Source organism: Pseudomonas sp. FSL L8-0168 (assembly GCF_037976155.1).
Lineage (GTDB): Bacteria > Pseudomonadota > Gammaproteobacteria > Pseudomonadales > Pseudomonadaceae > Aquipseudomonas > Aquipseudomonas paracarnis.
Map to the genome: position 1 here is coordinate 5,088,839 of NZ_CP150262.1, position 24,468 is coordinate 5,113,306.

A 24,468-nucleotide genomic window follows, 5' to 3' on the forward strand; every position below is an offset into this window, starting at 1 on the left:
GAGCTCAAAGATGGCCTATCAATTCGACTTTGTGCCGGTGCTGGCCAATACCGACCTGCTCCTGCGTGGCGCGCTGTTCACCCTTGAGCTGACGGCCATTGGCGCCATCCTCGGCGTGGCCCTGGGCACTGTCGGCGCCGTGGTACGGGCGTGGAAGATCCAACCGTTTGCGTGGGTCTTTGGTGTGTATGTCGAGTTGATCCGCAACACGCCGTTCCTGGTGCAACTGTTCTTCATCTTCTTCGGCCTGCCATCCCTCGGGTTGAAAATTACCGAGTGGCAAGCCGCCGTGCTGGCGATGGTGATCAACCTGGGGGCCTACTCCACCGAGATCATCCGTGCCGGCATCCAGGCCATCCCACGGGGGCAACTGGAGGCGGCCGCGGCACTGGCAATGACGCGCTTTGAAGCGTTTCGCCATGTGGTGCTGCTGCCGGCCCTGGGCAAGGTGTGGCCCGCCCTGAGCAGCCAGATCATCATCGTGATGCTCGGTTCGGCGGTGTGTTCGCAGATTGCGACTGAAGAATTGAGCTTTGCCGCCAACTTTATCCAGTCGCGTAATTTCCGTGCCTTTGAAACCTATGCCCTGACCACCCTGGTGTACCTGTGCATGGCGCTGATGATTCGCCAATTGCTCAACTGGATCGGCCGACGGTTTGTCATGAGGAACAGCCGATGAGTGATTTTTCGTTCTGGGACATTGTGCGCAACCTGCTGACCGGCCTGCAATGGACGCTGTTGCTGTCATTGGTGGCGTTTGTGGGCGGCGGCCTGATCGGCTTATTGGTGATGACCCTGCGCATCAGCCGCAAAGCGTTCTCACGCAATATGGCCCGCACCTATATCGAACTGTTCCAGGGCACGCCACTGCTGATGCAGCTGTTCCTGGTGTTTTTCGGCGTTGCCCTGCTTGGCGTGGACATATCGCCCTGGCTGGCAGCGGCAATTGCCTTGACCCTGTTTACCAGTGCCTACCTGGCTGAAATATGGCGCGGTTGCGTCGATTCCATTGCCCACGGCCAATGGGAAGCCTCGGCCAGCCTGGCCCTCAACCCGCTTGAACAACTGCGCTATGTGATCCTGCCCCAGGCGCTGCGCATTGCTGTCGCGCCGACGGTGGGCTTTTCGGTGCAGGTGGTCAAAGGCACCGCCGTGACCTCGATCATCGGCTTCACCGAACTGACCAAGACGGGCGGCATGCTCGCCAACGCCACCTTTGAACCCTTCATGGTCTACGGCCTGGTGGCCCTCGGTTACTTTTTGCTCTGTTACCCCTTGTCCCTCAGTGCGCGCTACCTGGAAAGGAGACTGCATGCCTCTGCTTAGAATTTCTGCCCTGCATAAGTATTACGGCGATCACCACGTACTCAAGGGCATCGACTTAACGGTGGACGAAGGCCAGGTGGTCGCGATCATCGGCCGCAGCGGCTCGGGCAAGTCCACCTTGCTGCGCACCCTCAATGGCCTGGAGTCGATCAACGACGGTGTAATCGAAGTCGATGGCGAATACCTCGACGCCGCCCGCGCCGACCTGCGCAGCCTGCGGCAGAAGGTCGGCATGGTGTTCCAGCAATTCAATCTGTTCCCGCACCTGACCGTGGGCGAGAACGTGATGCTGGCGCCGCAAGTGGTGCAGAAAGTGCCCAAGGCCAAGGCCGCCCAACTGGCCAGGCAGATGCTGGACCGGGTCGGGCTGGGCGAAAAATTCGACGCCTTTCCCGATCGCCTGTCCGGCGGCCAGCAACAACGCGTCGCCATTGCCCGCGCCCTGGCCATGTCGCCCAAGGTGCTGCTGTGCGACGAGATCACTTCAGCCCTGGACCCCGAACTGGTCAATGAAGTGCTGAGCGTGGTGCGCCAACTGGCTCAGGACGGCATGACCCTGATCATGGTGACTCACGAAATGCGTTTTGCCCGTGAGGTCGGCGACAAGCTCGTGTTCATGCACCAGGGCAAGGTACATGAAACCGGTGACCCGAAGGTATTGTTCGCCAACCCGAAAACGGCCGAGCTGGCTAACTTCATTGGCTCGGTGGAACAGCCGGGCTAACCAGTTCGAAACGGCCCTGCCCTTCAAGGTGGGCCTGCGTGCGTACCATCAACGCGTCGAAGGGCAGTTCGGTGTCGATATCGACCTGGGCGGTGAGCCTGCGCCCTGTCACCGGCACACCTGAGACTCGCGCAATCAAGGCCTGGCCGGGTAACAACTGGCCGCTGGCCGACTCATCAGGTGCTTGAGCAGACGACCAGCCGACTGCTCGCCCGTCGACCTGGGCATGCTTGAGACGCAAGCGCAAACGCCCCTCACGACCAAACCGAAACCCTTGCCCATCGGCAGGCGCTGCGACAAAACGCAGGGCCATTGCCGCCGGCTCCGCGCAGAGCACGGTCATGCTGAACGTGCGGGTAGCCAGCACCACAGCGGCATTTTCAACCACTGCATCCCGGTATATCGGCCCATAGTCGATGCGCGACTGGCTCAGCGATAGCCGACAGTTTTCAGCTTGCGCATCAAGTGCTGCCAGCAACATGCATAACAGGGCCAAGGGCAGGCTTGCACGCTTAACTACCCTGGCACACAGCCGATACCGCTTCATAGAATTTGTCATTGTCAGGCTTGGCCTCGGGGTCGATGTGCAACAGGCAAGTGGAAGAGTCCGGCAATGAAACTTTCAGGCTTTGCGACTCGGAGACGTCGTTGAAGAAAATCATGCCCTCGCCCACCACACTGGTGATGAAGCGATTGCCCTTGCCCAAGACCGAGGCGCCCTGAGGCAATGGTCGGCCGTGCTGATCGTTGGCGGTTACCAGCATCCGGCGTACTTTCACCACGTCAAAATCCACGTTATTGAACGAGCCTCGGCCTGCCGCAAGGACCTGGGTGCCGTTTTTCAGGTCCACCCGTTTGGGCAAGGAAGGGGTCTGCACCTGGACGCGGCTGTTGGTGTAGGCCGGCAAGCCGGCGATTACCGCCTGGCCGCTGAAGTCGGTCCATACCGGGCCTTGTGGCGTCTCGACTTTCGCCGAGCCGATATCGCCGACCGAGACGATGCCGAACGTGTCCTGCACGCTGTAGGGCGAAAAGGTCAGCCCGCCTTCGTGAGCCACCGCACCACCCTGCCATTGGCCGGTGTAGCTGGTGCCCAGCGGGTCACGACTAACGCCCAGGCCCACTCGCGTATAGCGTGGCAACAAGTCCACTTGCCCACGCAACGATTGCTCCCTGGCCCGCATGTCACGCTCAACTCCCACTTCGTAGTTCACATACTCGTTGACCCGCTCGCTCAGTGCAGTGCCAGCGGTAAATTGCTCCCCACGGCGGCTGGTGTAGCTGCTCACACGGCGATCGCCGCCCAGCGGCACGCTGACCTGCAACCGCAGGGACACATCGTTATCCACGGCACGATCACGCCGGCTGCCTGTATAGGTGGCGTCACGGCCAGCCCGTGAACCCCCTACCTGTGAATCAGCGATCAGCGCCACATCGGCATGGCCAAACGACTTGTTCCATGAGGCAAACACATGCTCGCTGGTTTGCCCGCCAAACTGAGCGCTGCGGGTGTAATTCAAAGAAAATACGCCCAGCGTGGGGTCGGCCCAGCTCACGCCCGCGGTGTACTGGTTTTTAAAGTGGGAATCGAGATCATCGGCCCTGAGCGACTGGCCCACTTCAGTGACTTCACGGTAACCACGCGTCTGGGTAGTGGCGCTGAGGTTGACGTCGATATTGGCCCCGACCGGGCTGCTCAGTGACAGGCTGCTGCGTGAGCCGGACACGGCCTTCTGGCTGTCCCGGGACAGGTTATGGCGTGCGTTGACAGAAACCCGCTGGAAAAACACGCTGCTCAGGGTGCCCCCTGCCGCCCAATAGTCATCGGTACTCAACAAGCCAAAACCCGCAGACGAGTGGCTCCCCAGCCCCCAGGTACCACTGCCCATGGCGATCACCGGTGAAGGCCCTTCCTCACCCGCCGTTCTGCGCAACTCGCCCACCGACAAATAGTATCCAGGCGCCGCGGGGGTAGCCCCCGCGAACGATGCCGCCGGCACCACGAAACTGCGCTTGGCACCCCGCACGTCAATTACACTGACCTCAAGGTCGCTGGTGGTGTTAAGCAGGGGCAAGCCCGTCAGCCGGAACGGTCCTTCAGGCACCAACGTACTGTGGACCAACACACCGGACTGGCGTATTTCAACCCGCGATTGGCTTTGGGCCAACCCCTCGACCACTGCGTTATTGCCGCCTGCGGGTGTTCTGGCCTGCCCATCGGGGGAGAACTGCACGCCCGACAGTTGGATCCCGCCAAACAACGGGTTATTGCTGGAGATCTGGCCTGTCTGGAACGTCGACTGCAACCCGGCGATATCCCGCTGGGCATAAGCGTGCAAGTGTTCGGTACGGGTCTGGCCGTTGTCAGACACATAGAACTGGCGGCTGCGGACAATCCAGTCGTCGAGGTTGAAGCCCGCCTCTGTATAAGCCGACACGAACCGGCTGGGCCCACTGCGCAAATGGCTGTCGTAACCCAGCACGTCATAGTTGAACAACGCTGCCGCGCCGCCGTGGGAAAAATTCCCGCTTTCCCACTGGGATTCGCGCAAGGCCTGTGTCGGCACCACCAGTACCACTTCGTCGTTACCGGGGCGCAGCCGCACCATCGTCGCCGGGAATGCGCCGAGAAAGTCATGGCAGGCCTGGTCGGGCCTGGCGCCGGGCTGCAGGATTGTGCCGGGTTTAACCAGCCCGGCCTTCTCAAGTAAACCTGGGGTGAAACACAACTCACCCTGCGAACCAAACCGGGCATCCACCCGCCCAAGCGGGTTGCCATTGACCCGCAACCCCACCACCTGGACACCTTCGCGAAAGCGCGCCGCACTGCGAAAGTAATCGGCAACCTTGGGGTCTATGCCGTGGGTTGTGAGGGCCGCCAGGTCAAACCCTTCCCCGAGTTCCAGCGCGGTCGCCATACCAGGCAGACTCCAGAGCGCCGCAAAGCCGATGGATAACGTGGATCGACCGGGCCAGGCAGTACCGGCAATGTCGCGCCTCGAAGGAAGCCTCATGAACCGATCAACCTTCATCGGTGATGACCGGCGCTCGGTAGCTGTCTACCGAAAACCCGTAGACCGTGGCGGGCTGGATCTCTACTTGAGCCACATTGCCCAGAGTACCTTCGCCCTTCGCCACCAATGCCTCACCCGGCAAGATGTAAGTGCGCGGCAATGTCGCCAGTGTGCCTTGTGGCAGCAGCTGCACATCTGGCGCCAGGCGCACCACATAGGCGCTGTCGTTGTGGACGCTGAGCCGGTCCCCGACGCGCTTCCAGGTCAACAATTCCCACGGCGTATGGTGTCGCGGCAGGCCTTGGGGGTGCAGGATAAGCGGCAAATTCTGCCGCAGGGTGATGCCAATGGTCGCACCACCCGCAGCCCGCGCCTGGGGGATGCCCTCAAACGACACGCGCTTGAGCCGCTGGGTCTTGAGCGGCTGTTTCAGGGTGCTGATAAAACGCACCAGCTGGGTGTCGCCTGCCTCCACACGGGTAACTGGCGGTGTGACAATCAGTAGCGGCTCCAGGTCTTCAGGCACATTCTCAACCACGGAATGCAGCAGCGCGGGCCCCGCATCGGTGTTCTTGATACTCAGGGTGGCTTCGCCGTCCTCTTCATAAAGCACCACCACTGTTGTTTCCGGCAACATACCGTCGGCGGTGGCAACAGCACTAAAAAAAAGATGCCACAGCCATACACAACTTATTAAAAAACCACGCACTCAGTATTCCCCTCAACTCATGCCATTGACGATTGGCAATCGCGCAGCCATAGAAAAACAGCCAATAAGAAAGGGTTAGTTTCTTGATCGGCTGCTTTCAGTTATTTAGATGTAACTCAATACAAGCGTGGCGCGCCCATCAATGGAAATGTCGCGGCTTAAATCCAGATCCCGAGCCTTGTTGATTACCGCTTTCACCGCGAGCGTACCGGTCAATTGGCTGATAGCGGCAGGGGTAATCGTCGTGCCATTACGCCAAGAGTACTGGCTCGGCGACTGGGCCACTTTGCCATCGCTGTTGTACCAGGCCCCCAGGCCGCTGCGCATGATCGGAAACAGCGTTGTGCCGGAGGACCTGAGGTCCTTGAGAGTCACCGAATAGCCACCGGTACGCCGGGCGCCTACCATACCCAAACCATAGTTCTGTGCTTCGGTGAAGCCCGCGCCGAGGATGCCCGTCACCTTGCTGCCCGCTTGCAGGTCGGTAAACGTGAGCCCGAACCTGGCAGGCGTGGTGCCGCAATTGATCACCAGCGAAGTGGTCCTCTCTTCGCGCGGGTTAAACGCTGTTTGGGACAATTCGCCCGAGCGAATCGTGCCGTAGTCGATGATGCCACTGCCCGCCAGGCTGAGGTTGCAGGCAGCAGGTGTAATGGTGCCCCTGACGACCAACTGCGCACTGGTGGTTGCCTGGGCATTGAGGGTTGCAGCCAGGCACACCATACCGACGGTTAATCCAATAATTTTTTTCATGCTCGTCCTGTCATTAGGAATTAACAGGCGTTCTTTATTTTGGTTTCAGCGACTCCGTCGCTCAACGCTTTATCTTCCGTAACACAAAACTATAAATAAATAACACCCAGGCAGAATTGCCGAATGACAGTCTGGCGCCTTGGTGCCTGGCAAAAAAATCAGACAACACGGTATTTGCTGTGGGCCCTATTAAATTAGGCAACGGCTTTAATCGATCAGCAAAGTAGTCCTCTGACTGAAATCGCATGATCTACAGCCCCGATCACTGTAAGCAATGTCATACACAACTTACGACGACATACAGTTAAAACGTCTTACGGTATCGGTTTACCTATTCGTTTAAAGCTTGCGAAGCTGCCCTACACTTCCCAGAGATTTCCCTACAGACAGCATCGGTCCAATTACCGAAGCACAACGCGTTGGCGTCAGCGGTCGATCGTGGCACGATGGCAAGGTTATCGACCGAGATCCTCAAACCATGCCGCAATCCCAAGCCAAGAATCTGTCCTTGATCGCCGCCATCGACCTGGGCTCCAACAGCTTTCATATGGTCGTGGCCAAGGCCCAGAACGGTGAGATCCGCATCCTTGAGCGGCTCGGCGAAAAAGTGCAACTGGCCGCCGGGATCGACGACGAGCGCAAGCTCAATGAAGAATCCATGCAGCGCGGCCTCGATTGCCTCAAGCGTTTTGCGCAACTGATCAACGGCATGCCCCCTGGCGCAGTGCGTATCGTTGGCACCAATGCCTTGCGCGAGGCCCGCAACCGCAACGAGTTCATCCATCGCGCCGAGGAAATCCTCGGGCATCCGGTGGAGGTCATCTCGGGCCGTGAAGAGGCTCGCCTGATCTACCTCGGCGTGTCACACACACTGGCCGATACGCCCGGCAAACGCCTGGTGGCAGACATTGGCGGCGGTAGCACCGAGTTCATCATCGGCCAGCGTTTCGAACCGCTGCTGCGTGAAAGCCTGCAGATGGGATGCGTGAGTTTCACCCAGCGTTATTTCAAGGATGGCAAGATCACTCCGGCGCGCTATGCCCAGGCCTACACCGCAGCGCGTCTGGAAATCATGAGCATCGAACACGCCTTGCACCGACTGACCTGGGATGAAGCCATCGGCTCGTCCGGCACCATCCGTGCCATCGGCCTGGCCTTGAAAGCCGGTGGCCATGGCACCGGCGAGGTGAACGCCGAGGGCTTGGCGTGGCTCAAGCGCAAGTTGTTCAAGCTGGGGGATGCAGAGAAAATCGACTTCGATGGCATCAAGCCCGATCGCCGTGCGATTTTCCCTGCGGGCCTGGCAATTCTCGAAGCCATCTTCGACGCCCTCGAACTGCAACGCATGGACCACTGTGACGGCGCCCTGCGCGAAGGCGTGCTCTACGACCTGCTGGGCCGGCACCACCACGAAGACGTGCGCGAGCGCACCCTCAGCTCGCTGATGGAGCGTTATCACGTTGACCTGGAACAAGCCGCACGCGTGGAGCGCAAAGCCCTGCACGCGTTCGACCAGGTGGCCGAGGACTGGGACCTGGAAGACGGCGTCTGGCGCGAGTTACTCGGCTGGGCAGCCAAGGTGCATGAAGTCGGCCTGGACATCGCCCACTACCATTATCACAAGCACGGCGCCTACCTGATCGAACACTCGGACCTGGCCGGTTTCTCCCGGGAAGACCAACAGATGCTCGCGCTGCTGGTACGCGGCCATCGCCGTAATATTCCCAAGGACAAGTTTGCCGAATTCGGTAAAGACGGCATCAAGCTGATCCGCCTGTGCGCGCTGCTGCGCTTTGCGATCCTGTTCCACCACATCCGCGGCACCCAGGAAATGCCCCAGGTCAAACTGCACGCCGATGGCGATAGCCTGGAAGTGATGTTCCCCAAAGGCTGGCTGGATGAAAATCAGCTGACCCAGGCGGACTTCGCCCAGGAAGCGGAATGGCTGACACGGGTGGGGTTCAGCCTGAACCTGCGCTAAAGCCCACTGCAAAACAAATGTGGGAGCGGGCTTGCCCGCGAATGCAGTGGATCAGTCACCAGATGCATTGACTGACACACCGCATTCGCGAGCAAGCCCGCTCCCACATGGAGTTGCGTATGCCTGGGCTAGTTCACCGTCAGAATCGGGCTACCCAACTTCTCCAATAATGTCGCCTGCGCGCTGCGCGGGTTCTGGTTGCCGGTCGGGGTGTTACGCACGTAGCGACCATCCGACTGCAGGCTCCAGCTGTGGGTGTTGTCGGTGAGGTAGCTTTCCAGCTCCTTCTTGACCCGCATGATCAGCTTCTTGCCTTCCACCGGGAAGCAGGTCTCCACGCGCTTGTCGAGGTTGCGCTCCATCCAGTCGGCACTGGAGAGGAACATCTGTTCTTCGCCGCCGTTAAGGAAGTAGAACACGCGGGTGTGCTCCAGGAAGCGGCCGATGATCGAGCGCACATGGATGTTATGCGACACGCCCACAATGCCGGGGCGCAGGCAGCACATGCCACGTACCACCAGGTCGATGCGCACACCGGACTGGCTGGCCTTGTACAGAGCACGGATGATCTTCGGATCGGTCAGCGAGTTGAACTTGGCGATGATGTGCGCCGGCTTGCCATCGAGGGCAAACTGGGTCTCGCGGGCAATCATGTCGAGCATGCCCTTCTTGAGCGTGAACGGCGCGTGCAACAGCTTCTTCATGCGTAGGGTCTTGCCCATGCCGATCAACTGGCTGAACAACTTGCCGACGTCTTCGCACAGCGCGTCGTCGGACGTCAGCAAGCTGTAGTCGGTGTAGAGCTTGGCGTTGCCGGCGTGATAGTTGCCGGTACCCAAGTGGGCGTAGCGCACGATCTCACCGGCTTCACGGCGCAGGATCAGCATCATCTTGGCGTGGGTCTTGAAGCCGACCACGCCGTAGATCACCACCGCACCGGCCGCTTGCAGACGGCTGGCCAGTTGCAGGTTGGACTCTTCGTCGAAACGCGCACGCAACTCGATCACCGCAGTGACTTCTTTGCCATTACGCGCCGCATCCACCAGCGCATCGACGATTTCCGAGTTCGCGCCGCTGCGGTACAGGGTCTGGCGCACGGCCAGGACGTGCGGGTCCTTGGCAGCCTGGCGCAGCAGGTCGACCACCGGGGTGAACGACTCGAAAGGGTGCAGCAGCAGGATGTCCTGCTTGCTCACCACGCTGAAGATGTTCTCGCTGTTTTGCAAAAGTTTCGGGATCTGCGGCGTGAACGGCTTGTATTGCAGCTCCGGGTGGCTGTCCAGGCCGGTAATGCTGAACAGGCGCGTGAGGTTCACAGGGCCGTTGACCTGGTACAGCTCCGATTCTGCCAAGTTGAACTGCTTGAGCAGGTAGTCCGACAGATGTTTCGGGCAGGTGTCCGCCACTTCCAGGCGCACCGCATCGCCATAGCGCCGTGAGAACAGTTCGCCGCGCAGGGCACGTGCCAGGTCTTCAACGTCTTCGGAGTCCAGCGCCAGGTCGGCGTTACGGGTCAGGCGGAACTGGTAGCAGCCCTTGACCTTCATGCCCTGGAACAGGTCGTCGGCGTGCGCGTGAATCATCGATGACAGGAATACATAGTTGTCGCCAGCGCCCCCTACCTCTTCCGGTACCTTGATGATCCGAGGCAACAGACGCGGCGCCGGGATGATCGCCAGGCCCGAATCGCGGCCGAAAGCGTCGATACCTTCGAGTTCGACGATGAAGTTGAGGCTCTTGTTCACCAGCAAGGGGAACGGGTGCGTCGGGTCGAGGCCGATAGGCGTGATGATCGGCGAAATCTCGTCCCGGAAGTAACGGCGCACCCAGGTCTTGATCTTGGCGGTCCAGTGACGACGACGAATGAAGCGGACTTGGTGCTTTTCCAGCTCCGGCAGCAGGATGTCGTTGAGGATCGCATACTGGCGGTCTACATGGCCGTGCACCAGCTCACTGATACGCGCCAGGGCCTGGTGCGGTTGCAGCCCATCGGCACCGGCTTGTTCACGGGCAAAGGTGATCTGCTTCTTGAGGCCGGCAACACGGATCTCGAAGAACTCGTCCAGGTTACTGGAGAAGATCAGCAGGAATTTCAGCCGCTCCAGCAAGGGGTAGGACTCATCCAGCGCCTGCTCAAGCACGCGGATGTTGAATTGCAGTTGTGACAACTCGCGGTGGATGTACAGGCTGCTGTCATCCAGGTTGGTGACCACGGCCACCGGCGCCGGCGCAGGCGCTTCGGCCACCACCGCAGGCGGTGCGGGCTCCAGCTCCGGCGGGGTCTGGGCGACTTGTTCAACCACCGGGTGAGCGTCTTTTACGGCAACTTCTGAGAGTCCTTCGGTATTCATCGAGTGTTCCTGTGAGGGCTATTGTTGCTCTCTAAGCAATTGGGCGGCGCGGGCGGCGAAGTAGGTCAGAATGCCATCAGCGCCGGCACGTTTAAAGGCAGTCAGGGATTCGAGGATCACCCCTTCACTCAACCAACCATTCTGGATGGCCGCCATGTGCATGGCGTATTCACCGCTGACCTGATAGACAAAGGTCGGCACTTTGAATTCCTCTTTGACCCGGTAAAGAATGTCAAGGTAGGGCATCCCCGGCTTGACCATCACCATATCGGCGCCTTCGGCCAGGTCGGCAGCCACCTCGTGCAGGGCTTCCTGGCTGTTGGCCGGGTCCATCTGATACGAGGCCTTGTTGGCCTTGCCCAGGTTCAGCGCCGAGCCTACCGCATCGCGGAATGGGCCGTAGTAGGCGCTAGCGTATTTGGCCGAGTAGGCCATGATCCGCACATTGACGTGACCGGCCAGCTCAAGGGCTTCGCGAATCGCCTGGATGCGCCCGTCCATCATGTCCGACGGTGCAACCACCTGGGCGCCCGCAGCCGCGTGTGATAACGCCTGCTTGACCAGTGCATCGACGGTGATGTCGTTCTGCACATAACCGTCTTCGTCAAGAATGCCATCCTGGCCGTGGGTGGTGAACGGGTCCAGGGCCACGTCGGTGATCACCCCCAGTTCCGGGAAGCGCTCGCGCAAGGCACGGGTGGCGCGCTGGGCAATCCCGTCGGGGTTCCAGGCTTCAGCGGCGTCCAGGGACTTGAGTTCCGCCGGGGTCACCGGAAACAGCGCCAGCGCCGGAATGCCCAACTCGACCCAATTCGCCGCTTCTTCAAGCAACAAATCAATGGTCAGACGCTCCACACCCGGCATCGACGCCACCGCTTCCCGGCGATTTTCGCCGTCGAGCACGAAAACCGGCAGGATCAGATCATTCGTGGTCAGTACATTTTCACGTACCAGGCGACGAGAAAAATCATCACGACGATTGCGACGCAGACGGGTGGCAGGGAACAGGCGATTGGCAGGGGTAAAGCTCACGACAGACTCCTGAGCCCGTGTTTACGGGCGAGCGTTGCAGTTATAAGCGGCCATTATGACGAATGAATGACAGTTGTGCTTATCGACGCGACCTGTAGTCCCATTCGTCATTTGCATAGGAATTGTTCACTTCGTGACACATCTCGATACTTTCATGAATCTTCGTGAAGGCGTAGGCTGCGCGTTCATTTCGCCAGCACCCTAGACCATGCTTCAACAATTTCTGCATGACTTCGGCTACTTTGCCCTCTTTCTCGGCACGTTCTTCGAAGGCGAGACCATCCTTGTACTCGCAGGCTTCCTGGCGTTCCGTGGCTACATGGATATCAACCTGGTGGTGGTCGTTGCCTTTTTTGGCAGCTACGCCGGCGACCAGCTCTGGTACTACATGGGGCGCAAGCACGGCCGCAAGTTGCTGGCGCGCAAACCGCGCTGGCAATTGATGGGCGACAAGGCGCTGGAACATATCCGCAAGCATCCGGATATCTGGGTATTGAGTTTCCGCTTCGTCTACGGCTTGCGCACGGTGATGCCCGTGGCGATTGGCCTGTCCGGCTATCCACCGTTGCGCTACCTGGTCCTCAACGGTATTGGCGCGGCGATCTGGGCCGCGGCACTGGGGGCGGCGGCCTACCACTTTGGCGCGGTGCTGGAAGGGATGCTCGGCAGCGTCAAGAAATACGAGCTGTGGGTACTGGGCGCCTTGCTGGTGCTGGGCTTTGGCCTGTGGCTGCGCCGTCGCTTCAAGAATGCCCGCATCGCCCGCCAAGCCTGTGCCGAGGCCAAGGCTCGGCTGGCTAACGAGCCAGCCCCGATCGAAACGCCTAAGACACCCACCGAGTAAGCCGGCTTCTGCAACAGTAGAGGCCGATGAGGCTGAGCAGGCTGTAGCTCGCCAGGCCCAGCCAGCCCAGGTTGCTGGCGGGCCACAACCCTGCCAGCGGCGCCAGCCATACCAAGGGAACATTCAGCACCAGGCGCGCCAGCTCGGCCTTCAGTGCCCATGGGCGATTCTCCAGCGCAACCCCCAGGGTAAACAATCCCAGTGCCATTGCGCCCCAACCGAGGACCAGCGCCGACGTGGGCGAGCCCTCACCCACATTCATCAGATAGCTGCCAAACCCCACATAAGCCGCAAACTGCAAGGCGATGTAGACCTGTTGGCGCATGTCCAGTGGCACCTCGAATTTGCGGAACTGGCTCAGGTCCGGCTTGGCCATCGGGTACTTGGCCTTGACGTCCGCCGGCCGCCAACCGGTGCGCATGAACCAGATGCGCAGCGTGTCCCACCAACGCTCAGTACGCCTGGCGTCGCTCCAGAGCTGCGCATAAAACTGCAGGTTGGCCCACAGCGGATTCCAACTGGCCAGGGGTGTGGTTACGCCGAAAATCACCGGTTCGTTATCGTCTTCCTCTTGGAAGGTGCCAAACAGCCGGTCCCAAATAATGAACACCCCGCCGTAGTTGCGATCCATGTAGAGAGCGTTCTGTGCATGGTGGGCCCGATGATTGGACGGTGTGACGAAAAACCATTCGACCCAGCCGAGCTTGGGAACATGGCGTGTATGGACCCAGAATTGATACAGCAGGTTGAGCGACGCTACGCTGATAAACACCACCAGCGGCACACCAACCACCGCCAGGGGCAAGTAGAAGATCCAACTCAGCAGGAAACCGGTGCTGGTCTGGCGCAAGGCAGTGCTGAGGTTGTAGTCCTCGCTCTGGTGATGCACCGAATGCGCGGCCCACAGGATGTTGCGTTCATGCCCCATGCGGTGCAGCCAGTAGTAGCAGAAATCATAAAACACAAAAGCGAATACCCAGGTCCAGACGCTCTGGGTCGGCAACTCGAACAACGCCAGGTGCTTGAGGGCGAAGGCGTAGGTCAGCAGGCCCACACCCTTGGTGAGCAAGCCGGTGGTGGTAGACAGCACACCGGTGCTGAGGCTGTTGATGGCATCCGCCACTCGGTAGTTGCGCGCGCCGCGCCAACGGTCGGCCAGCAACTCCACCACAATCAGGGCGATAAAAAACGGTACTGCGTAAGGCACGAAGTCCATGGGCTAGTCCGGTCTATTTTTGTTACATCAAGATTAGGTGCAGCGACGTGAGATCCCATTGGCAACAGGTTACAAATTAGTAGACATTTAACGCCATGAATCAGGAGAAATGCCCATGAGCAAAAAGATTGCAGTGATCCTTTCCGGCTGTGGCGTCTACGACGGCGCAGAGATCCATGAAAGCGTGATCACCCTGCTGCGCCTGGACCAGCGCGGCGCTCAAGTGGAATGCTTTGCACCCGACGTTGCGCAGTTGCACGTGATCAACCACCTCACGGGCGAAGAAATGCCCGAGTCGCGCAATGTGCTGGTGGAATCGGCGCGCATTGCCCGCGGCGCCGTGAAGGATATAGGCCAAGCCAACGCCGCAGACTTTGACGCGCTGATCGTGCCGGGCGGGTTTGGTGCGGCCAAGAACCTGTCGAACTTTGCCGTGGAAGGCGCCGGTTGCAGCATCAACCCCCAGGTGCTGGCACTGGCTGAAGCCTTTGCCGAAGCGGGCAAGCCGGTGGGGTTGATCTGCATTTCGCCGGCCCTGGCCGCCAAGATCTACGGCCCTGGCGTGACCTGTACCATCGGCAACGATGCCGACACCGCGGCAGTCCTGGACAAGATGGGCGCCACCCACCTCGAATGCAGCGTGGAGGACATCGTCGAAGACCAGGCGCGCAAGCTGGTGAGTACGCCGGCCTACATGCTGGGCAAGAACATCAGCGAGGTGGCGTCAGGCATCAACAAGCTGGTGGATCGGGTGTTGGAGTTGACTCACGAGAACGACTGACGCCCTCTTTCTGTAGGAGCGAGCTTGCTCGCTCCTACAGTGGTTTCATCAAGCGGGTAAGGATTCGGTCCAGCGCATTGGCAAACGCCTGCTTGTCCTTTTCGCTGTGGGGCGGTGGGCCGCCGCCCATCTGGCCTTGCTCGCGCAGGTCGGTAAACAGGTTACGCACCGCCAACCTCTCGCTCATGTTCGCTGGGCTGAATTCCTTGCCACGCGGGTCAAGGGCCGTCACGCCCTTCTTCACCAGGCGGTCGGCCAAGGGCACGTCGCTGCAAATCACCAGTTCGCCGGGCACGGCGTGCTCCACCAGGTAATCATCGGCGGCATCCGGCCCGCTGGGCACCACGATCAGCTTCACACAGGCAAAGCTCGGTTTGATCTGGCTTTGCCCTGCCACCAGCACTACCTCAAACTGGCGCTTGAGGGCGAACTTCACCACTTGGTCCTTGGCCGCCCGAGGGCAGGCGTCGGCGTCGATCCACACGCGCATGCTACGCCGCCACCCGGCGCTTTTCGGTCAGGCGGCTACGGCCATACAACACCACAATCGCCAGGATCGCCACGGCCTGTGCCCCCAACGAGTACGCATCGGCGTGGATGCCCAGCCAGTCGAAGTCAAAGAACGCCACCGGCCGCGTGCCGAAGATGCCTGCTTCCTGCAAGGCTTTCACACCGTGCCCGGCAAACACCACCGACAGCGCACACAGCAGCGCGGCGTTGATGCCGAAGAACAGCGCCAGGGGCAACTTCGCCGAACCGCGCAGGATCACCCAGGCCAGGCCCACCAGCAGCACCAACGCCGTGGCACCACCGGCCAGCACCGCGTTGTGCCCGGCAGGGCCGGCTTGCAGCCACAGGGTTTCGTAGAACAGGATGACTTCGAACAGTTCGCGGTACACCGAGAAGAACGCCAGCACGGCAAAACCGAAACGCCCACCGCCGCCCACCAGGCTGCTCTTGATGTAGTCCTGCCAGGCTGCCGCGTGACGCCGGTCGTGCATCCACACGCCGAGCCACAGCACCATCACACTGGCGAACAACGCCGTGCAGCCTTCAAGCAACTCACGCTGGGCACCGCTGACGTCAATGACATAGGCCGCCAAAGCCCAGGTACCCAAGCCTGCCAACAGCGCCAGGCCCCAGCCGACGTTGACGCTGCGCACCGCCGATTGCTGGCCGGTGTTACGCAGAAAGGCGAGGATCGCTGCCAGCACCAGAATCGCTTCCAGGCCTTCGCGCAGCAGGATCAGCAAGCCGGAGATATAGCTCAACGACCAGCTCAGGCCATCGCCGCCCAGCAAACCGGCCGATTCAGTGAGTTTGCCTTTGGCCAAGTCCAAGCGCTGCTGCACCTGCTCGATAGGCAAGCCGTCCTGCAACGATTGCCGATAGGCCATCAGGGCCTTCTCGGTGTCTTTGCGCACATTGGCATCGACGTTATCCAGGGAGCTTTCCACCAGTTCGAAGCCTTCCAGATAGGCCGCGACGGATAGATCGTAAGCCTGCTCATGGTCGCCGTTGCGGAAGGCCGCCAGGCTCTTGTCCAGGGTGGCGGCGGTGTAGTCGAGCAACTGCGCAGGGCCACGCTGAACCTGCGGAGGCTGCGCACGCTGGGCGCGGAACGTCGCCGCAGCGCCAGGGCCGTCAGCGGCGAGCACTTCATTGGGGGTCTGGCGGGCCAGGTCGGCAAGGTTGAATGTCTGCTCGCCTTTGGCGGCGGCCGGGTCGGCCGTGAAGCCGGCGATATAGGTTGCCAGGTCCCAGCGCTGGCGGTCGTCCAATTGGTCAGCGAACGACGGCATGTCGGTGCCCTCCACGCCCAGGCCGAGGGTGTTGTAGATCGCGTAGAGGCTCAGGCGATCCAGGCGCGTGGCATCGCGCAGGTTAGCGGGTGGTGGCGTCATGCCCATGCCTGCGGGGCCATCGCCGGCACCTGCTGTGCCGTGGCACACCGAACAATGCTGGGCGTAGAGCGGCGCGCCGCGCGTCGGGTCCGGCGTGATGGCCGGGGCCTGGCTGACTTCATACGCCACGGCCAGCTTGGCACCCAATTGGCGGGCCTGGCGGGCAACGCTTGCGCCATCCTGGTGGGCAGTGACCGCGGCCAGCAGTTCATCAACGCCCTTTATCAGCTCGGCGCGCTCGGGTTTGTCTGGCAAATCCGCCACCAGCCCCTGCAACACCCCGAGAAATTCCACTTGTTCACGGTATTCCGAGTCATCCACCACCTTGCCCGCCTCCACCGTGGGTGGGTAGTCGGCGCCAATGTAGTCCAGCAAATGCAGGGCTTGCGGCGCGCCCTCGGCGGTCGCGGCCAACAGATTGAAGCTGCACGACAGCAACGCCGGCAACAGCAGCCAGGCGAGAAAGCGGAAAGGGGCGGTCATGAATGAATCTCAAGTGGAAATACGAAGTAACACTATTGTTGAGCTTTAATGGATTCGACTCAAGGTGTTATTTCATATCACCCTAAAACCAATGTGGGAGCGGGCTTGCTCGCGAACGCGGTGCTTGAGTCACTATTTTCTTTGACTGATACCGTATTCGCGAGCAAGCCCGCTCCCACATTTTTGAGCCAGTCGCTTGGTCAGGCCGTGGCGCGATGCAGGCTCGCCAGGAAACCGGCAGCGCCGACAAACAAGCCAGCAAAGGTGCGGTTTACGCGTTTCTGTTGTTTGGGCGTACGCAACAGGCGCAAGACTTTCGACGCCAACCCTGTGTAGCCCGCCATCACGATCATATCGACGCTGATCATAGTGGCACCGAGGATCAGGTACTGGATCAACAACGGCGCCTGCGGGTTCACGAACTGCGGCAGCACCGCCAGCATAAACACCAGCGCCTTGGGATTGCTGGCGTTAACCAGGAAGCCGCGGAACATCATCGCCATCGGTTTGCCGATCGGGCGCACGGCGGCGTCATCGGTCATGTCCATGGGCAGGGCACGCCATTGTTTGATGGCCAGATACACGAGGTAGGCCACGCCAAACCATTTGATCGCATAGAACGCAGTAGACGAGGCCGCCAGAATGGCACCCAAACCACCGGCGACCACCGCAATCTGCATCGCCAGGCCCAGTTGCAGACCGATGGCGTTCCAGTAGCCACGCACAAAACCGTATTGCAGGCCGCTGGACATCGAGGCGATGGCACCGGCGCCAGGAGAAAGGGAGATGATCCAACTGGCCAGGAAAAAGGCCAGCCATGTATCGAGAGCCATTGCACACCTCGTAAGGGAGTTAGCGGTTGTGCCTTAAGCTAACTCCAGCGACCAAAGGCTGGCTATAGATTTCTGTAGGAGCGAGCTTGCTCGCGCCTACAGGATATTAGTGCCAGAGCCGGGCCAACGGCGTACCGAACGCTGGAAGAACAGACTATTGGGCACCTGCACCATCGCGCTGTTGGTCCCGGCTTCCTCGACTTCGATCAGCGTGGTGTAGAGCAAGTTGATCGCCACGACCCGGCCCTTCACGCCCGGTTTGTCGACGGTGTCCACCAACTCGACGATATCACCGAGGCGAAACGGCCCGACCGTGAAGATCAGGATCGCGCACAGCAGGTTGGACAGCACCGACCACATGGCGAAGAACGCCACGGCCGCCACCGCGACAAAGCCTGACAGGGCCGTCCACAACACCGTGGCAGACACACCCAGGCGGCCCAGCACAAAGATCAGCGCACTGCCCATGATCAGCCAGCGCAAGCCGCCCCGCAGGGGCATCAGCAATTGCGGCGGGAACGGGTAGCGCTCACCCAGGCGCGTAAGGCCTTTTGCGACGAAGCGCTGAGCCAGGTAGCCAGCCAGCAGGATCAGCAGGATTTGCACGCCGATCCAGATGGGTTCGATCCATTGCACCGGTACCGGTAATTGCAACGCCTCCATCAGGACAGCGCCTCCAGCTCCGCTTGCAGGGTTTCGAGCAATTCGAGGGCCTCCATCCAGGTTTCCTCCAACTGCCCCTCGCGCACCTTGAGCTTGGCCTGTTCGGCCAGCAGGTCACGCAGCTCGTCCTTGCGCGCCGCCTCGTACACGGCGCTGTCGCCCAGGCTGGCTTCGATCTTGGCCAGGCGCTCATGCACCTTGCCCAGATCGGCTTCCAGCTTGTCGGCCTCACGCTTGTGCGGCGCCAACTGCTGGCGCAGCGCGGCGGCGGCCTGGCGCTGGGCTTTCTTGTCGGTCTTGTCCGGGTTGACCGGCGTGTTGCTGGCCGGCGCATTGCGCAGACGGTACTCCGTCAGCCAGCGCGCGTAGTCGTCCAGGTCGCCATCGAACTCTTCGACCTTACCGTCGGCCACCAGCAGGAAGTTGTCGGTGGTGCTCTTGAGCAGGTGACGGTCGTGAGACACCACCAATACCGCACCGCTGAACTCCTGCAGGGCCATGGTCAGCGCCAGGCGCATTTCCAGGTCCAAGTGGTTGGTCGGCTCGTCGAGCAGCAACAGGTTCGGGCGATCCCACGCGATCAGGGCCAGGGCCAGTCGGGCTTTTTCGCCACCGGAAAAATTCAGCACAGGTTCGTCAATGCGCGCGCCACGGAAGTCGAAACCGCCAAGGAAGTCGCGCAGGGTCTGCTCGCGCTCGGTCGGCGCCAGGCGTTGCAGGTGCAACAACGGGCTTGCCTTGGCGTCCAGCGAGTCCAGTTGATGCTGGGCGAAGTAACCCACCACCGTGTTCTCGCCACGAGTGAGGCGACCGGCCAGCGGCTCAAGCTCACCCGAAAGGTTCTTGATCAGTGTCGACTTGCCTGCGCCGTTCGGGCCGAGCAAACCGATGCGTGCGCCCGGCGTGAGCTGCAGCTTGACCTTCTCAAGGATGGTTTTGTCGCCATAGCCAAGGCGAGCGTCCGAGAGGTCCAACAGCGGGCTGGAGATCTTCACCGACTCACGGAAGACAAAGTCGAACGGCGAATCGACGTGGGCCGCCGACAGCTCTTCCATGCGTTCCAGGGCCTTGATCCGGCTCTGGGCCTGGCGGGCCTTGGTAGCCTGGGCCTTGAACCTTGCGATGTAGCTTTCCATGTGCGCACGTTGCGCCTGTTGCTTTTCAAAGGCCTGTTGCTGCTGGGCCAGGCGTTCGGCGCGGGCGCGTTCGAACGCGGTATAGCCGCCACGGTAAAGGGTGATTTTCTTCTGTTCGACATGGGCGATGTTATCGACCACGGCGTCGAGGAAATCCCGGTCGTGGGAGATCAGCAGCAAGGTGCCCTGGTAACTCTTGAGGAAATCTTCCAGCCACAGGATCGCATCGAGGTCCAAGTGGTTGGTCGGTTCGTCGAGCAGCAGCAGGTCAGAGGGGCACATCAGCGCTTGAGCCAGGTTCAGGCGCATGCGCCAGCCACCGGAGAAGTCGGCGACCGGGCGGTCCATCTGTTCGTTGGTAAACCCAAGGCCAGCGAGCATCTTGCGAGCGCGAGCGTCGGCCGTGTAGCCGTCGGCGCTGTCCAGCTCCGAGTGCAGGCGCGCCTGGGCGGCACCGTCCTGGGCTTTTTCGGCCTCAGCCAGGTCGTGTTGCACCTGGCGCAGGCGCAGGTCGCCATCGAGCACGTAGTCGATGGCGATACGGTCCAGGGTGTCGATCTCCTGGCGCATATGGGCAATGCGCCAGTCGGCAGGCAGCAGGCAGTCCCCGGAATCCGGGGTCAGCTCCCCCAGCAACAGGGCGAACAACGTGGATTTGCCGGCGCCGTTGGCACCGATCAGGCCGGCTTTGTGACCGGCGTGCAGGGTCAGCTCGGCGTCTTCAAGAAGACGTTGCGGGCCACGCTGTAATGTTAGGCTTTGAAGTCGGATCATAATGGCGGCGGAGTCTACCAGCTTCGTTGGCCGCTGGCTTGGGTGTGAATATGTGCGCTGACCTGTGGAGCTTTGCCCTTTCGACCTATGCCCGCCCAGGCGTGGAGGCCGCGTGCCTGCGCTTGCAGGAGCAAGGGGCAGACGTGTGCCTGTTGTTGTGTGGTGCTTGGCTGGAGCAACGAGGTGTGGCGTACAAGCCCGAACGCGTTCAGGCACTGCAACAGATGGCTCATCCGTGGCGGGTGCAGGTAGTCGAACCGCTACGACAAGTGCGCGTGCAATGGCGAGCCTTGGCCCAGCAGGATGCGCAATTGGCATCGCTACGCGAGCAGATCAAGACACTGGAGCTGGAGGCCGAAAGAACGTTGCTGGCGCGCTTGGAAGCGCTGGCGCAGACATGGCCGATCAATGAGGTGGTGGATCAGCAAGACTGGCTTGAAGGCCTGGCGACCGAAGCCGCCAACCTTGACCACGACGCGCTGCTGCAATTGCGCGTCATGGCCACCAACACTTAGGAAGCGCTGGTTGGGGTGGTGCTTGGCGCTACCGGTGCAGGGGTGCTGCTGGCCGATGCAGTTGGAGCGGTGGCTGCTGCCGGGGTGGCAGTGGGTGCTGCTGGAGCGGCTGGCTTTGCGGGCGCTGGCTTGGCGGCTGGCTTCACGGCTGGTTTAGCAGCCGCAGGTTTAGCGGCTGGCTTGGCAGCCGGTTTGACAGCAGCGGTTTTAGCGGCTGGCTTCGCGGCTGGTTTGGCAGCAGCGGTTTTAGCGACTGGCTTGGCAGCTGGTTTGGCGGCAGCAGTTTTAGCAGCTGGCTTCGCGGCTGGTTTGGCAGCAGCGGTTTTAGCGACTGGCTTGGCAGCTGGTTTGGCAGCAGCAGTTTTAGCAGCTGGCTTCGCGGCTGGTTTGGCAGCAGCGGTTTTAGCGACTGGCTTGGCAGCTGGTTTGGCAGCAGCAGTTTTAGCAGCTGGCTTCGCGGCTGGTTTGGCAGCAGCGGTTTTAGCGACTGGCTTGGCAGCTGGTTTGGCAGCAGCAGTTTTAGCAGCTGGCTTCGCGGCTGGTTTGGCAGCAGCGGTTTTAGCGACTGGCTTGGCAGCTGGTTTGGCAGCAGCAGTTCTAGCAGTTGGCTTCGCGGCTGGTTTGGCAGCAGCGGTTTTAGCGACTGGCTTGGCAGCTGGTTTGGCGACAGCAGTTTTAGCAGCTGGCTTCGCGACTGGTTTGGCAGCAGCGGTTTTAGCGGCTGGCTTGGCAGCTGGTTTGGCAGCAGCAGTTTTAGCAGTTGGCTTGGCGGCTACTTTTGCAGGCGTACGAGCACCCAGTGCTTTAGCTACGGCTTCCTTCACACGGCCAACACCTTGGGCCAGTTTCAGGCTTTCTTGAGCGTCTTTTTTGAGTTGGGAAATGTAGCTGCGGGTTTCGGCTTGGCGATCCTTGAGAGCATCCAGCAGCTCTTCAAGTTCTTTGACCGCGCCTTTGGCTTTGGCTTGTGCCTTGGACTTGCCGGCAGTGGCGGCGTCTTGCAGTTTGGTGCGGGATTTGTGCAGCTTTTCTTGCGCTTTACCGCGTTGCTTTTCCAGTTTGGCGAGCAGCTTTTCTGCATCAGCCAAGGCTTGGGAGCACGCGCTTTCCAGATGTTCGAGCAGGCTGCCCGAAAGTTGTTGGAGCAAGTGCAACGGGGTATTTACAGGCTTCTGTTTGGCCGACATGGTTTACCTCCTGGCTGACGTGGGTGCGGCTCATACTAGCCCTCTGCTCTTACCGCCGCTAGGGCATGTTGACAGTATCCTTTGCGTTGCGTTGCAGCGTGCGAAAATTCTTATCGATATAACGGAAAACCGCGCCACTTTTTACGCACTCGCACTGGCATAATCCGTCGCACTTTCGCCGGGAGAATGCCCATGTCGCGTTACCTTTTTCTAGTGTTCGGCTTGGCGATCTGCGTGGCCGATGCAAGCGAGCAACCCTCGTCAAACACCACCGCCGCAACCCCGCACGATCTTGCCTATAGCCTGGGCGCAAGCCTTGGCGAACGGTTGCGCCAGGAAGTCCCCGACCTGCAGATACAGGCCCTGCTCGACGGACTCAAGCAAGCCTACCAAGGCAAGCCACTGGCGCTGGATAACGCGCGCATCGAACAGATCCTCGCGCAGCACGAAACGCAGAACGCCGCCGACGCCCAACGACCTCAAAGCGAAAAAGCACTCGCTGCCGAGCAGCAATTTCTCTCAAGGGAAAAAGCCGCAGCCGGCGTTCGTCAGTTGGCCGATGGGATCCTGCTCACCGAGCTGACACCCGGCACTGGCAACAAGCCGTTGGCCAGCGATGAAGTGCAGGTTAAATACGTGGGCCGACTGCCTGATGGAACTGTCTTCGACAAAAGTACGCAACCGCAATGGTTTCGCCTCAACAGCGTGATCAGCGGTTGGAGCAGTGCATTACAACAGATGCCGGTGGGTGCGAAATGGCGTCTGGTGATTCCTTCAGCCCAGGCCTATGGCGCAGACGGCGCAGGTGAGTTGATCCCCCCCTATACGCCGCTGGTGTTCGAGATCGAACTAATCGGCACTCGCCACTGACCCATAAAAAAACGGTGCGACATGCGCACCGTTTTTCTTACCTCGCCACCAGCTTCAAGCCTGGGTGGCGGGTTCTTCCTTATGAGCGTTGTGCAGCACTTCGATCAAGCAATCTTCCAGCTCGAAACGCTCATGCAACAGCGCCCCCAACTCTTTGAATTTTTCCGCGACACATTTCCCGGCATCACACAGGTCGGTGAACGCCAGCAGCTTTTCAGTGATCACATCGATGCGCGGATAAAGCGTCTCAGCCAACTCCAGGCCACGCTGATCATCGAAGGCTTCGGCCTCCTTGGTCAGTTGCTCGTAGACGCCGAAATGGCCGGCAGACACGTAGTCCACCAACACCTCACAGAACTCCTGCAACGGCTTGCGATTCTCGCCCAACGCTTCGGGCTTGGCGCCGAGAGCATCAAAGGCCCGAACCAGTTCGTGACGTGCCTTCAACCAGCTGTCGATCAGCTTGTGCACCCCACCCCAGCGTTCCTGAGCATTCTGACAACTTTCCAACATGATGATCTCTCTTCCCTATTGGGGCGCCGCAGCTCTGTACCTGCGCAACACTTCAAGGATGAAGCAGCAGACGGACAAGGCCGCGTCTGACAAGCGGTTTGGATAACGCGTGCGGGCCAGATTATGCCCGCATGACTATGGCTTCAAGGTACGCAGGAGAGAATGTTCATACAAGTGTTTAATCCGCTCCTACAATCTGAGTCTCGTTTTCAAGGTGTTGCGAGGCGCAAATGCCTGCCGAACAACAGCCGTGACACCTGCATGAACCCCAGGATCAGCATCGCCACAAAAAACAGCAGGCTCCACTCAGGCAGGCTCAAGTCAAACAGCGTCCAGTTGATTTCAACGCAATCGACCGTGCCATTGAACACCGAGCGCATTGCCTGCCAGACAGACAGGTTTTCAAGCATGTCCTGCAGGCTGGGCCAGCAATCCCCCACCTGGCTTGCCGGCCTGTTCTGCAACAGGACTTGCCGGCCTGCGGTGATGGCGCCCAGCAACGCACAGCCCATGCTCGCCAACCCATAAAGACAAAGGCCGGAACGCCCAGGTTTGTGAAGCGCGGCAATCAGGTTGATCAAGGCAAAAGAGGCGAGGAACAGGCGTTGTACCTGGCATAGAAAACAAGGTCGTAGCAGCGCACCGTATTGAAGGTAGTAAGACGCGCCCAACGTCAGCGCACCCGCCATGAACGCCAGGAAAAACAAAGAGCGTAAAGGGGCCAGAGACATTGTTTATCCGCACTGCAAGAGATAGGTCGCTACGGTAGAGGAAAGGCCCGACCCCTTTCAATACGCCCTAGAGCGGACTTTTCCTCGAAAACATAAGGACATCCCGCCACGGGCCCGAGGAAAATCAG

23 protein-coding genes are annotated in these 24,468 nt (G+C 60.3%); 8 read left to right on the plus strand and 15 right to left on the minus strand.

The window, feature by feature from the left end:
- Positions 1-10: 10 nt before the first annotated feature.
- Genes MHH62_RS23500 through MHH62_RS23510 form a run of 3 tightly spaced genes read left to right on the plus strand, consistent with a single transcriptional unit; the run spans position 11 to position 2,050 of the window.
- Positions 11-679: an amino acid ABC transporter permease gene (locus MHH62_RS23500; protein WP_014720424.1), complete on the plus strand. Its 669-nt coding sequence runs from the start codon at positions 11-13 to the stop codon at positions 677-679.
- A complete protein-coding gene (locus MHH62_RS23505; protein WP_020301810.1) occupies positions 676-1,326 on the plus strand; it encodes an amino acid ABC transporter permease in 651 nt (216 codons plus the stop codon). The genes MHH62_RS23500 and MHH62_RS23505 overlap by 4 nt, the downstream gene beginning before the upstream one ends.
- Positions 1,313-2,050, plus strand: a complete 738-nt coding sequence (locus MHH62_RS23510; RefSeq protein ID WP_032902243.1) for an amino acid ABC transporter ATP-binding protein — start codon at positions 1,313-1,315, stop codon at positions 2,048-2,050. Before MHH62_RS23505 ends, MHH62_RS23510 begins: the two co-directional genes overlap by 14 nt.
- Here MHH62_RS23510 and MHH62_RS23515 read toward each other — a convergent pair.
- From MHH62_RS23515 to MHH62_RS23530, 4 genes are all read right to left on the minus strand, one after another.
- Positions 2,022-2,531 carry a hypothetical protein gene (locus MHH62_RS23515; RefSeq protein ID WP_050587221.1) on the minus strand — a complete coding sequence of 170 codons (510 nt, stop codon included), beginning with the start codon at positions 2,529-2,531 and terminating at the stop codon, positions 2,022-2,024. The genes MHH62_RS23510 and MHH62_RS23515 overlap by 29 nt on opposite strands.
- A gap of 31 nt (positions 2,532-2,562) precedes the next feature.
- Positions 2,563-5,064 (minus strand): fimbria/pilus outer membrane usher protein, encoded by a 2,502-nt coding sequence (locus MHH62_RS23520; RefSeq protein ID WP_339232006.1) that lies wholly within the window; start codon positions 5,062-5,064, stop codon positions 2,563-2,565.
- 7 nt (positions 5,065-5,071) lie between these two features.
- Positions 5,072-5,701 (minus strand): fimbria/pilus chaperone family protein, encoded by a 630-nt coding sequence (locus MHH62_RS23525; RefSeq protein WP_014720429.1) that lies wholly within the window; start codon positions 5,699-5,701, stop codon positions 5,072-5,074.
- Between the two features lie 177 nt (positions 5,702-5,878).
- On the minus strand, positions 5,879-6,526 hold the full coding sequence (locus MHH62_RS23530; protein ID WP_014720430.1) for a DUF1120 domain-containing protein: 648 nt from the start codon (positions 6,524-6,526) through the stop codon (positions 5,879-5,881).
- 478 nt (positions 6,527-7,004) lie between these two features.
- On the opposite strand from MHH62_RS23530, the gene ppx reads away from it, so the two are divergent.
- The gene (gene ppx, locus MHH62_RS23535) at positions 7,005-8,507 is read left to right on the plus strand and encodes an exopolyphosphatase (RefSeq protein WP_003195352.1); all 1,503 of its coding nucleotides are present in this window, start codon (positions 7,005-7,007) and stop codon (positions 8,505-8,507) included.
- A 128-nt stretch (positions 8,508-8,635) separates the two neighbouring features.
- Here the strand turns inward: ppx and ppk1 are convergent, their stop codons facing one another.
- Positions 8,636-10,858, minus strand: a complete 2,223-nt coding sequence (gene ppk1, locus MHH62_RS23540) for a polyphosphate kinase 1 (RefSeq protein WP_014720431.1) — start codon at positions 10,856-10,858, stop codon at positions 8,636-8,638.
- A gap of 18 nt (positions 10,859-10,876) precedes the next feature.
- Positions 10,877-11,890 (minus strand): porphobilinogen synthase, encoded by a 1,014-nt coding sequence (gene hemB, locus MHH62_RS23545; RefSeq protein WP_019819828.1) that lies wholly within the window; start codon positions 11,888-11,890, stop codon positions 10,877-10,879.
- A gap of 208 nt (positions 11,891-12,098) precedes the next feature.
- Here hemB and MHH62_RS23550 point away from each other — a divergent pair, with 208 nt between their 5' ends.
- Positions 12,099-12,734, plus strand: a complete 636-nt coding sequence (locus tag MHH62_RS23550; protein WP_014720433.1) for a DedA family protein — start codon at positions 12,099-12,101, stop codon at positions 12,732-12,734.
- On the opposite strand, the gene MHH62_RS23555 is transcribed toward MHH62_RS23550, so the two are convergent.
- Entirely contained in the window at positions 12,715-13,950 is a 1,236-nt protein-coding gene (locus tag MHH62_RS23555; protein ID WP_339232009.1) for a sterol desaturase family protein, read from the minus strand. The genes MHH62_RS23550 and MHH62_RS23555 overlap by 20 nt on opposite strands.
- A gap of 115 nt (positions 13,951-14,065) precedes the next feature.
- On the opposite strand from MHH62_RS23555, the gene elbB reads away from it, so the two are divergent.
- A complete protein-coding gene (elbB, locus tag MHH62_RS23560) occupies positions 14,066-14,731 on the plus strand; it encodes an isoprenoid biosynthesis glyoxalase ElbB (RefSeq protein ID WP_014720435.1) in 666 nt (221 codons plus the stop codon).
- Positions 14,732-14,765: 34 nt separating this feature from the next.
- On the opposite strand, the gene MHH62_RS23565 is transcribed toward elbB, so the two are convergent.
- From MHH62_RS23565 to MHH62_RS23585, 5 genes are all read right to left on the minus strand, one after another.
- On the minus strand, positions 14,766-15,221 hold the full coding sequence (locus MHH62_RS23565; protein WP_014720436.1) for a YaiI/YqxD family protein: 456 nt from the start codon (positions 15,219-15,221) through the stop codon (positions 14,766-14,768).
- A 1-nt stretch (position 15,222) separates the two neighbouring features.
- Entirely contained in the window at positions 15,223-17,118 is a 1,896-nt protein-coding gene (locus MHH62_RS23570) for an FTR1 family protein (protein WP_014720437.1), read from the minus strand.
- A 200-nt stretch (positions 17,119-17,318) separates the two neighbouring features.
- On the minus strand, positions 17,319-17,951 hold the full coding sequence (locus MHH62_RS23575; RefSeq protein WP_005792425.1) for a LysE family transporter: 633 nt from the start codon (positions 17,949-17,951) through the stop codon (positions 17,319-17,321).
- Positions 17,952-18,047: 96 nt separating this feature from the next.
- On the minus strand, positions 18,048-18,614 hold the full coding sequence (locus MHH62_RS23580) for a mechanosensitive ion channel family protein (RefSeq protein ID WP_003195372.1): 567 nt from the start codon (positions 18,612-18,614) through the stop codon (positions 18,048-18,050).
- Positions 18,614-20,524: an ATP-binding cassette domain-containing protein gene (locus MHH62_RS23585; protein WP_020301803.1), complete on the minus strand. Its 1,911-nt coding sequence runs from the start codon at positions 20,522-20,524 to the stop codon at positions 18,614-18,616. Before MHH62_RS23585 ends, MHH62_RS23580 begins: the two co-directional genes overlap by 1 nt.
- 50 nt (positions 20,525-20,574) lie before the next feature.
- Between MHH62_RS23585 and MHH62_RS23590 the strand changes: the two genes are divergently transcribed.
- On the plus strand, positions 20,575-21,039 hold the full coding sequence (locus MHH62_RS23590) for a TIGR02444 family protein (RefSeq protein WP_019819821.1): 465 nt from the start codon (positions 20,575-20,577) through the stop codon (positions 21,037-21,039).
- On the opposite strand, the gene MHH62_RS23595 is transcribed toward MHH62_RS23590, so the two are convergent.
- Positions 21,036-22,226: an AlgP family protein gene (locus MHH62_RS23595; RefSeq protein ID WP_339232013.1), complete on the minus strand. Its 1,191-nt coding sequence runs from the start codon at positions 22,224-22,226 to the stop codon at positions 21,036-21,038. The two genes, MHH62_RS23590 and MHH62_RS23595, sit on opposite strands and share 4 nt — an antisense overlap.
- 192 nt (positions 22,227-22,418) lie before the next feature.
- On the opposite strand from MHH62_RS23595, the gene MHH62_RS23600 reads away from it, so the two are divergent.
- On the plus strand, positions 22,419-23,096 hold the full coding sequence (locus tag MHH62_RS23600; protein WP_014720441.1) for an FKBP-type peptidyl-prolyl cis-trans isomerase: 678 nt from the start codon (positions 22,419-22,421) through the stop codon (positions 23,094-23,096).
- 54 nt (positions 23,097-23,150) lie between these two features.
- Here the strand turns inward: MHH62_RS23600 and MHH62_RS23605 are convergent, their stop codons facing one another.
- Both MHH62_RS23605 and MHH62_RS23610 read right to left on the minus strand, forming a co-directional pair.
- The gene (locus tag MHH62_RS23605; protein ID WP_014720442.1) at positions 23,151-23,609 is read right to left on the minus strand and encodes an Rsd/AlgQ family anti-sigma factor; all 459 of its coding nucleotides are present in this window, start codon (positions 23,607-23,609) and stop codon (positions 23,151-23,153) included.
- 209 nt (positions 23,610-23,818) lie between these two features.
- Entirely contained in the window at positions 23,819-24,340 is a 522-nt protein-coding gene (locus MHH62_RS23610) for a disulfide bond formation protein B (RefSeq protein WP_014720443.1), read from the minus strand.
- Positions 24,341-24,468: the final 128 nt, after the last annotated feature.

Excerpts from the sequence above, each read along its gene's own strand:
- MHH62_RS23500 (WP_014720424.1), top strand. The coding sequence starts at position 11 with ATGGCCTATCAATTCGACTTTGTGCCGGTGCTGGCCAATACCGACCTG.
- MHH62_RS23505 (WP_020301810.1), top strand. The coding sequence starts at position 676 with ATGAGTGATTTTTCGTTCTGGGACATTGTGCGCAACCTGCTGACCGGC.
- MHH62_RS23510 (WP_032902243.1), top strand. The coding sequence starts at position 1,313 with ATGCCTCTGCTTAGAATTTCTGCCCTGCATAAGTATTACGGCGATCAC.
- MHH62_RS23515 (WP_050587221.1), bottom strand. The coding sequence starts at position 2,531 with ATGTTGCTGGCAGCACTTGATGCGCAAGCTGAAAACTGTCGGCTATCG.
- MHH62_RS23520 (WP_339232006.1), bottom strand. The coding sequence starts at position 5,064 with ATGAGGCTTCCTTCGAGGCGCGACATTGCCGGTACTGCCTGGCCCGGT.
- MHH62_RS23525 (WP_014720429.1), bottom strand. The coding sequence starts at position 5,701 with ATGTTGCCGGAAACAACAGTGGTGGTGCTTTATGAAGAGGACGGCGAA.
- MHH62_RS23530 (WP_014720430.1), bottom strand. The coding sequence starts at position 6,526 with ATGAAAAAAATTATTGGATTAACCGTCGGTATGGTGTGCCTGGCTGCA.
- ppx (WP_003195352.1), top strand. The coding sequence starts at position 7,005 with ATGCCGCAATCCCAAGCCAAGAATCTGTCCTTGATCGCCGCCATCGAC.
- ppk1 (WP_014720431.1), bottom strand. The coding sequence starts at position 10,858 with ATGAATACCGAAGGACTCTCAGAAGTTGCCGTAAAAGACGCTCACCCG.
- MHH62_RS23550 (WP_014720433.1), top strand. The coding sequence starts at position 12,099 with ATGCTTCAACAATTTCTGCATGACTTCGGCTACTTTGCCCTCTTTCTC.
- MHH62_RS23555 (WP_339232009.1), bottom strand. The coding sequence starts at position 13,950 with ATGGACTTCGTGCCTTACGCAGTACCGTTTTTTATCGCCCTGATTGTG.
- elbB (WP_014720435.1), top strand. The coding sequence starts at position 14,066 with ATGAGCAAAAAGATTGCAGTGATCCTTTCCGGCTGTGGCGTCTACGAC.
- MHH62_RS23565 (WP_014720436.1), bottom strand. The coding sequence starts at position 15,221 with ATGCGCGTGTGGATCGACGCCGACGCCTGCCCTCGGGCGGCCAAGGAC.
- MHH62_RS23570 (WP_014720437.1), bottom strand. The coding sequence starts at position 17,118 with ATGACCGCCCCTTTCCGCTTTCTCGCCTGGCTGCTGTTGCCGGCGTTG.
- MHH62_RS23575 (WP_005792425.1), bottom strand. The coding sequence starts at position 17,951 with ATGGCTCTCGATACATGGCTGGCCTTTTTCCTGGCCAGTTGGATCATC.
- MHH62_RS23580 (WP_003195372.1), bottom strand. The coding sequence starts at position 18,614 with ATGGAGGCGTTGCAATTACCGGTACCGGTGCAATGGATCGAACCCATC.
- MHH62_RS23585 (WP_020301803.1), bottom strand. The coding sequence starts at position 20,524 with ATGATCCGACTTCAAAGCCTAACATTACAGCGTGGCCCGCAACGTCTT.
- MHH62_RS23590 (WP_019819821.1), top strand. The coding sequence starts at position 20,575 with ATGTGCGCTGACCTGTGGAGCTTTGCCCTTTCGACCTATGCCCGCCCA.
- MHH62_RS23595 (WP_339232013.1), bottom strand. The coding sequence starts at position 22,226 with ATGTCGGCCAAACAGAAGCCTGTAAATACCCCGTTGCACTTGCTCCAA.
- MHH62_RS23600 (WP_014720441.1), top strand. The coding sequence starts at position 22,419 with ATGTCGCGTTACCTTTTTCTAGTGTTCGGCTTGGCGATCTGCGTGGCC.
- MHH62_RS23605 (WP_014720442.1), bottom strand. The coding sequence starts at position 23,609 with ATGTTGGAAAGTTGTCAGAATGCTCAGGAACGCTGGGGTGGGGTGCAC.
- MHH62_RS23610 (WP_014720443.1), bottom strand. The coding sequence starts at position 24,340 with ATGTCTCTGGCCCCTTTACGCTCTTTGTTTTTCCTGGCGTTCATGGCG.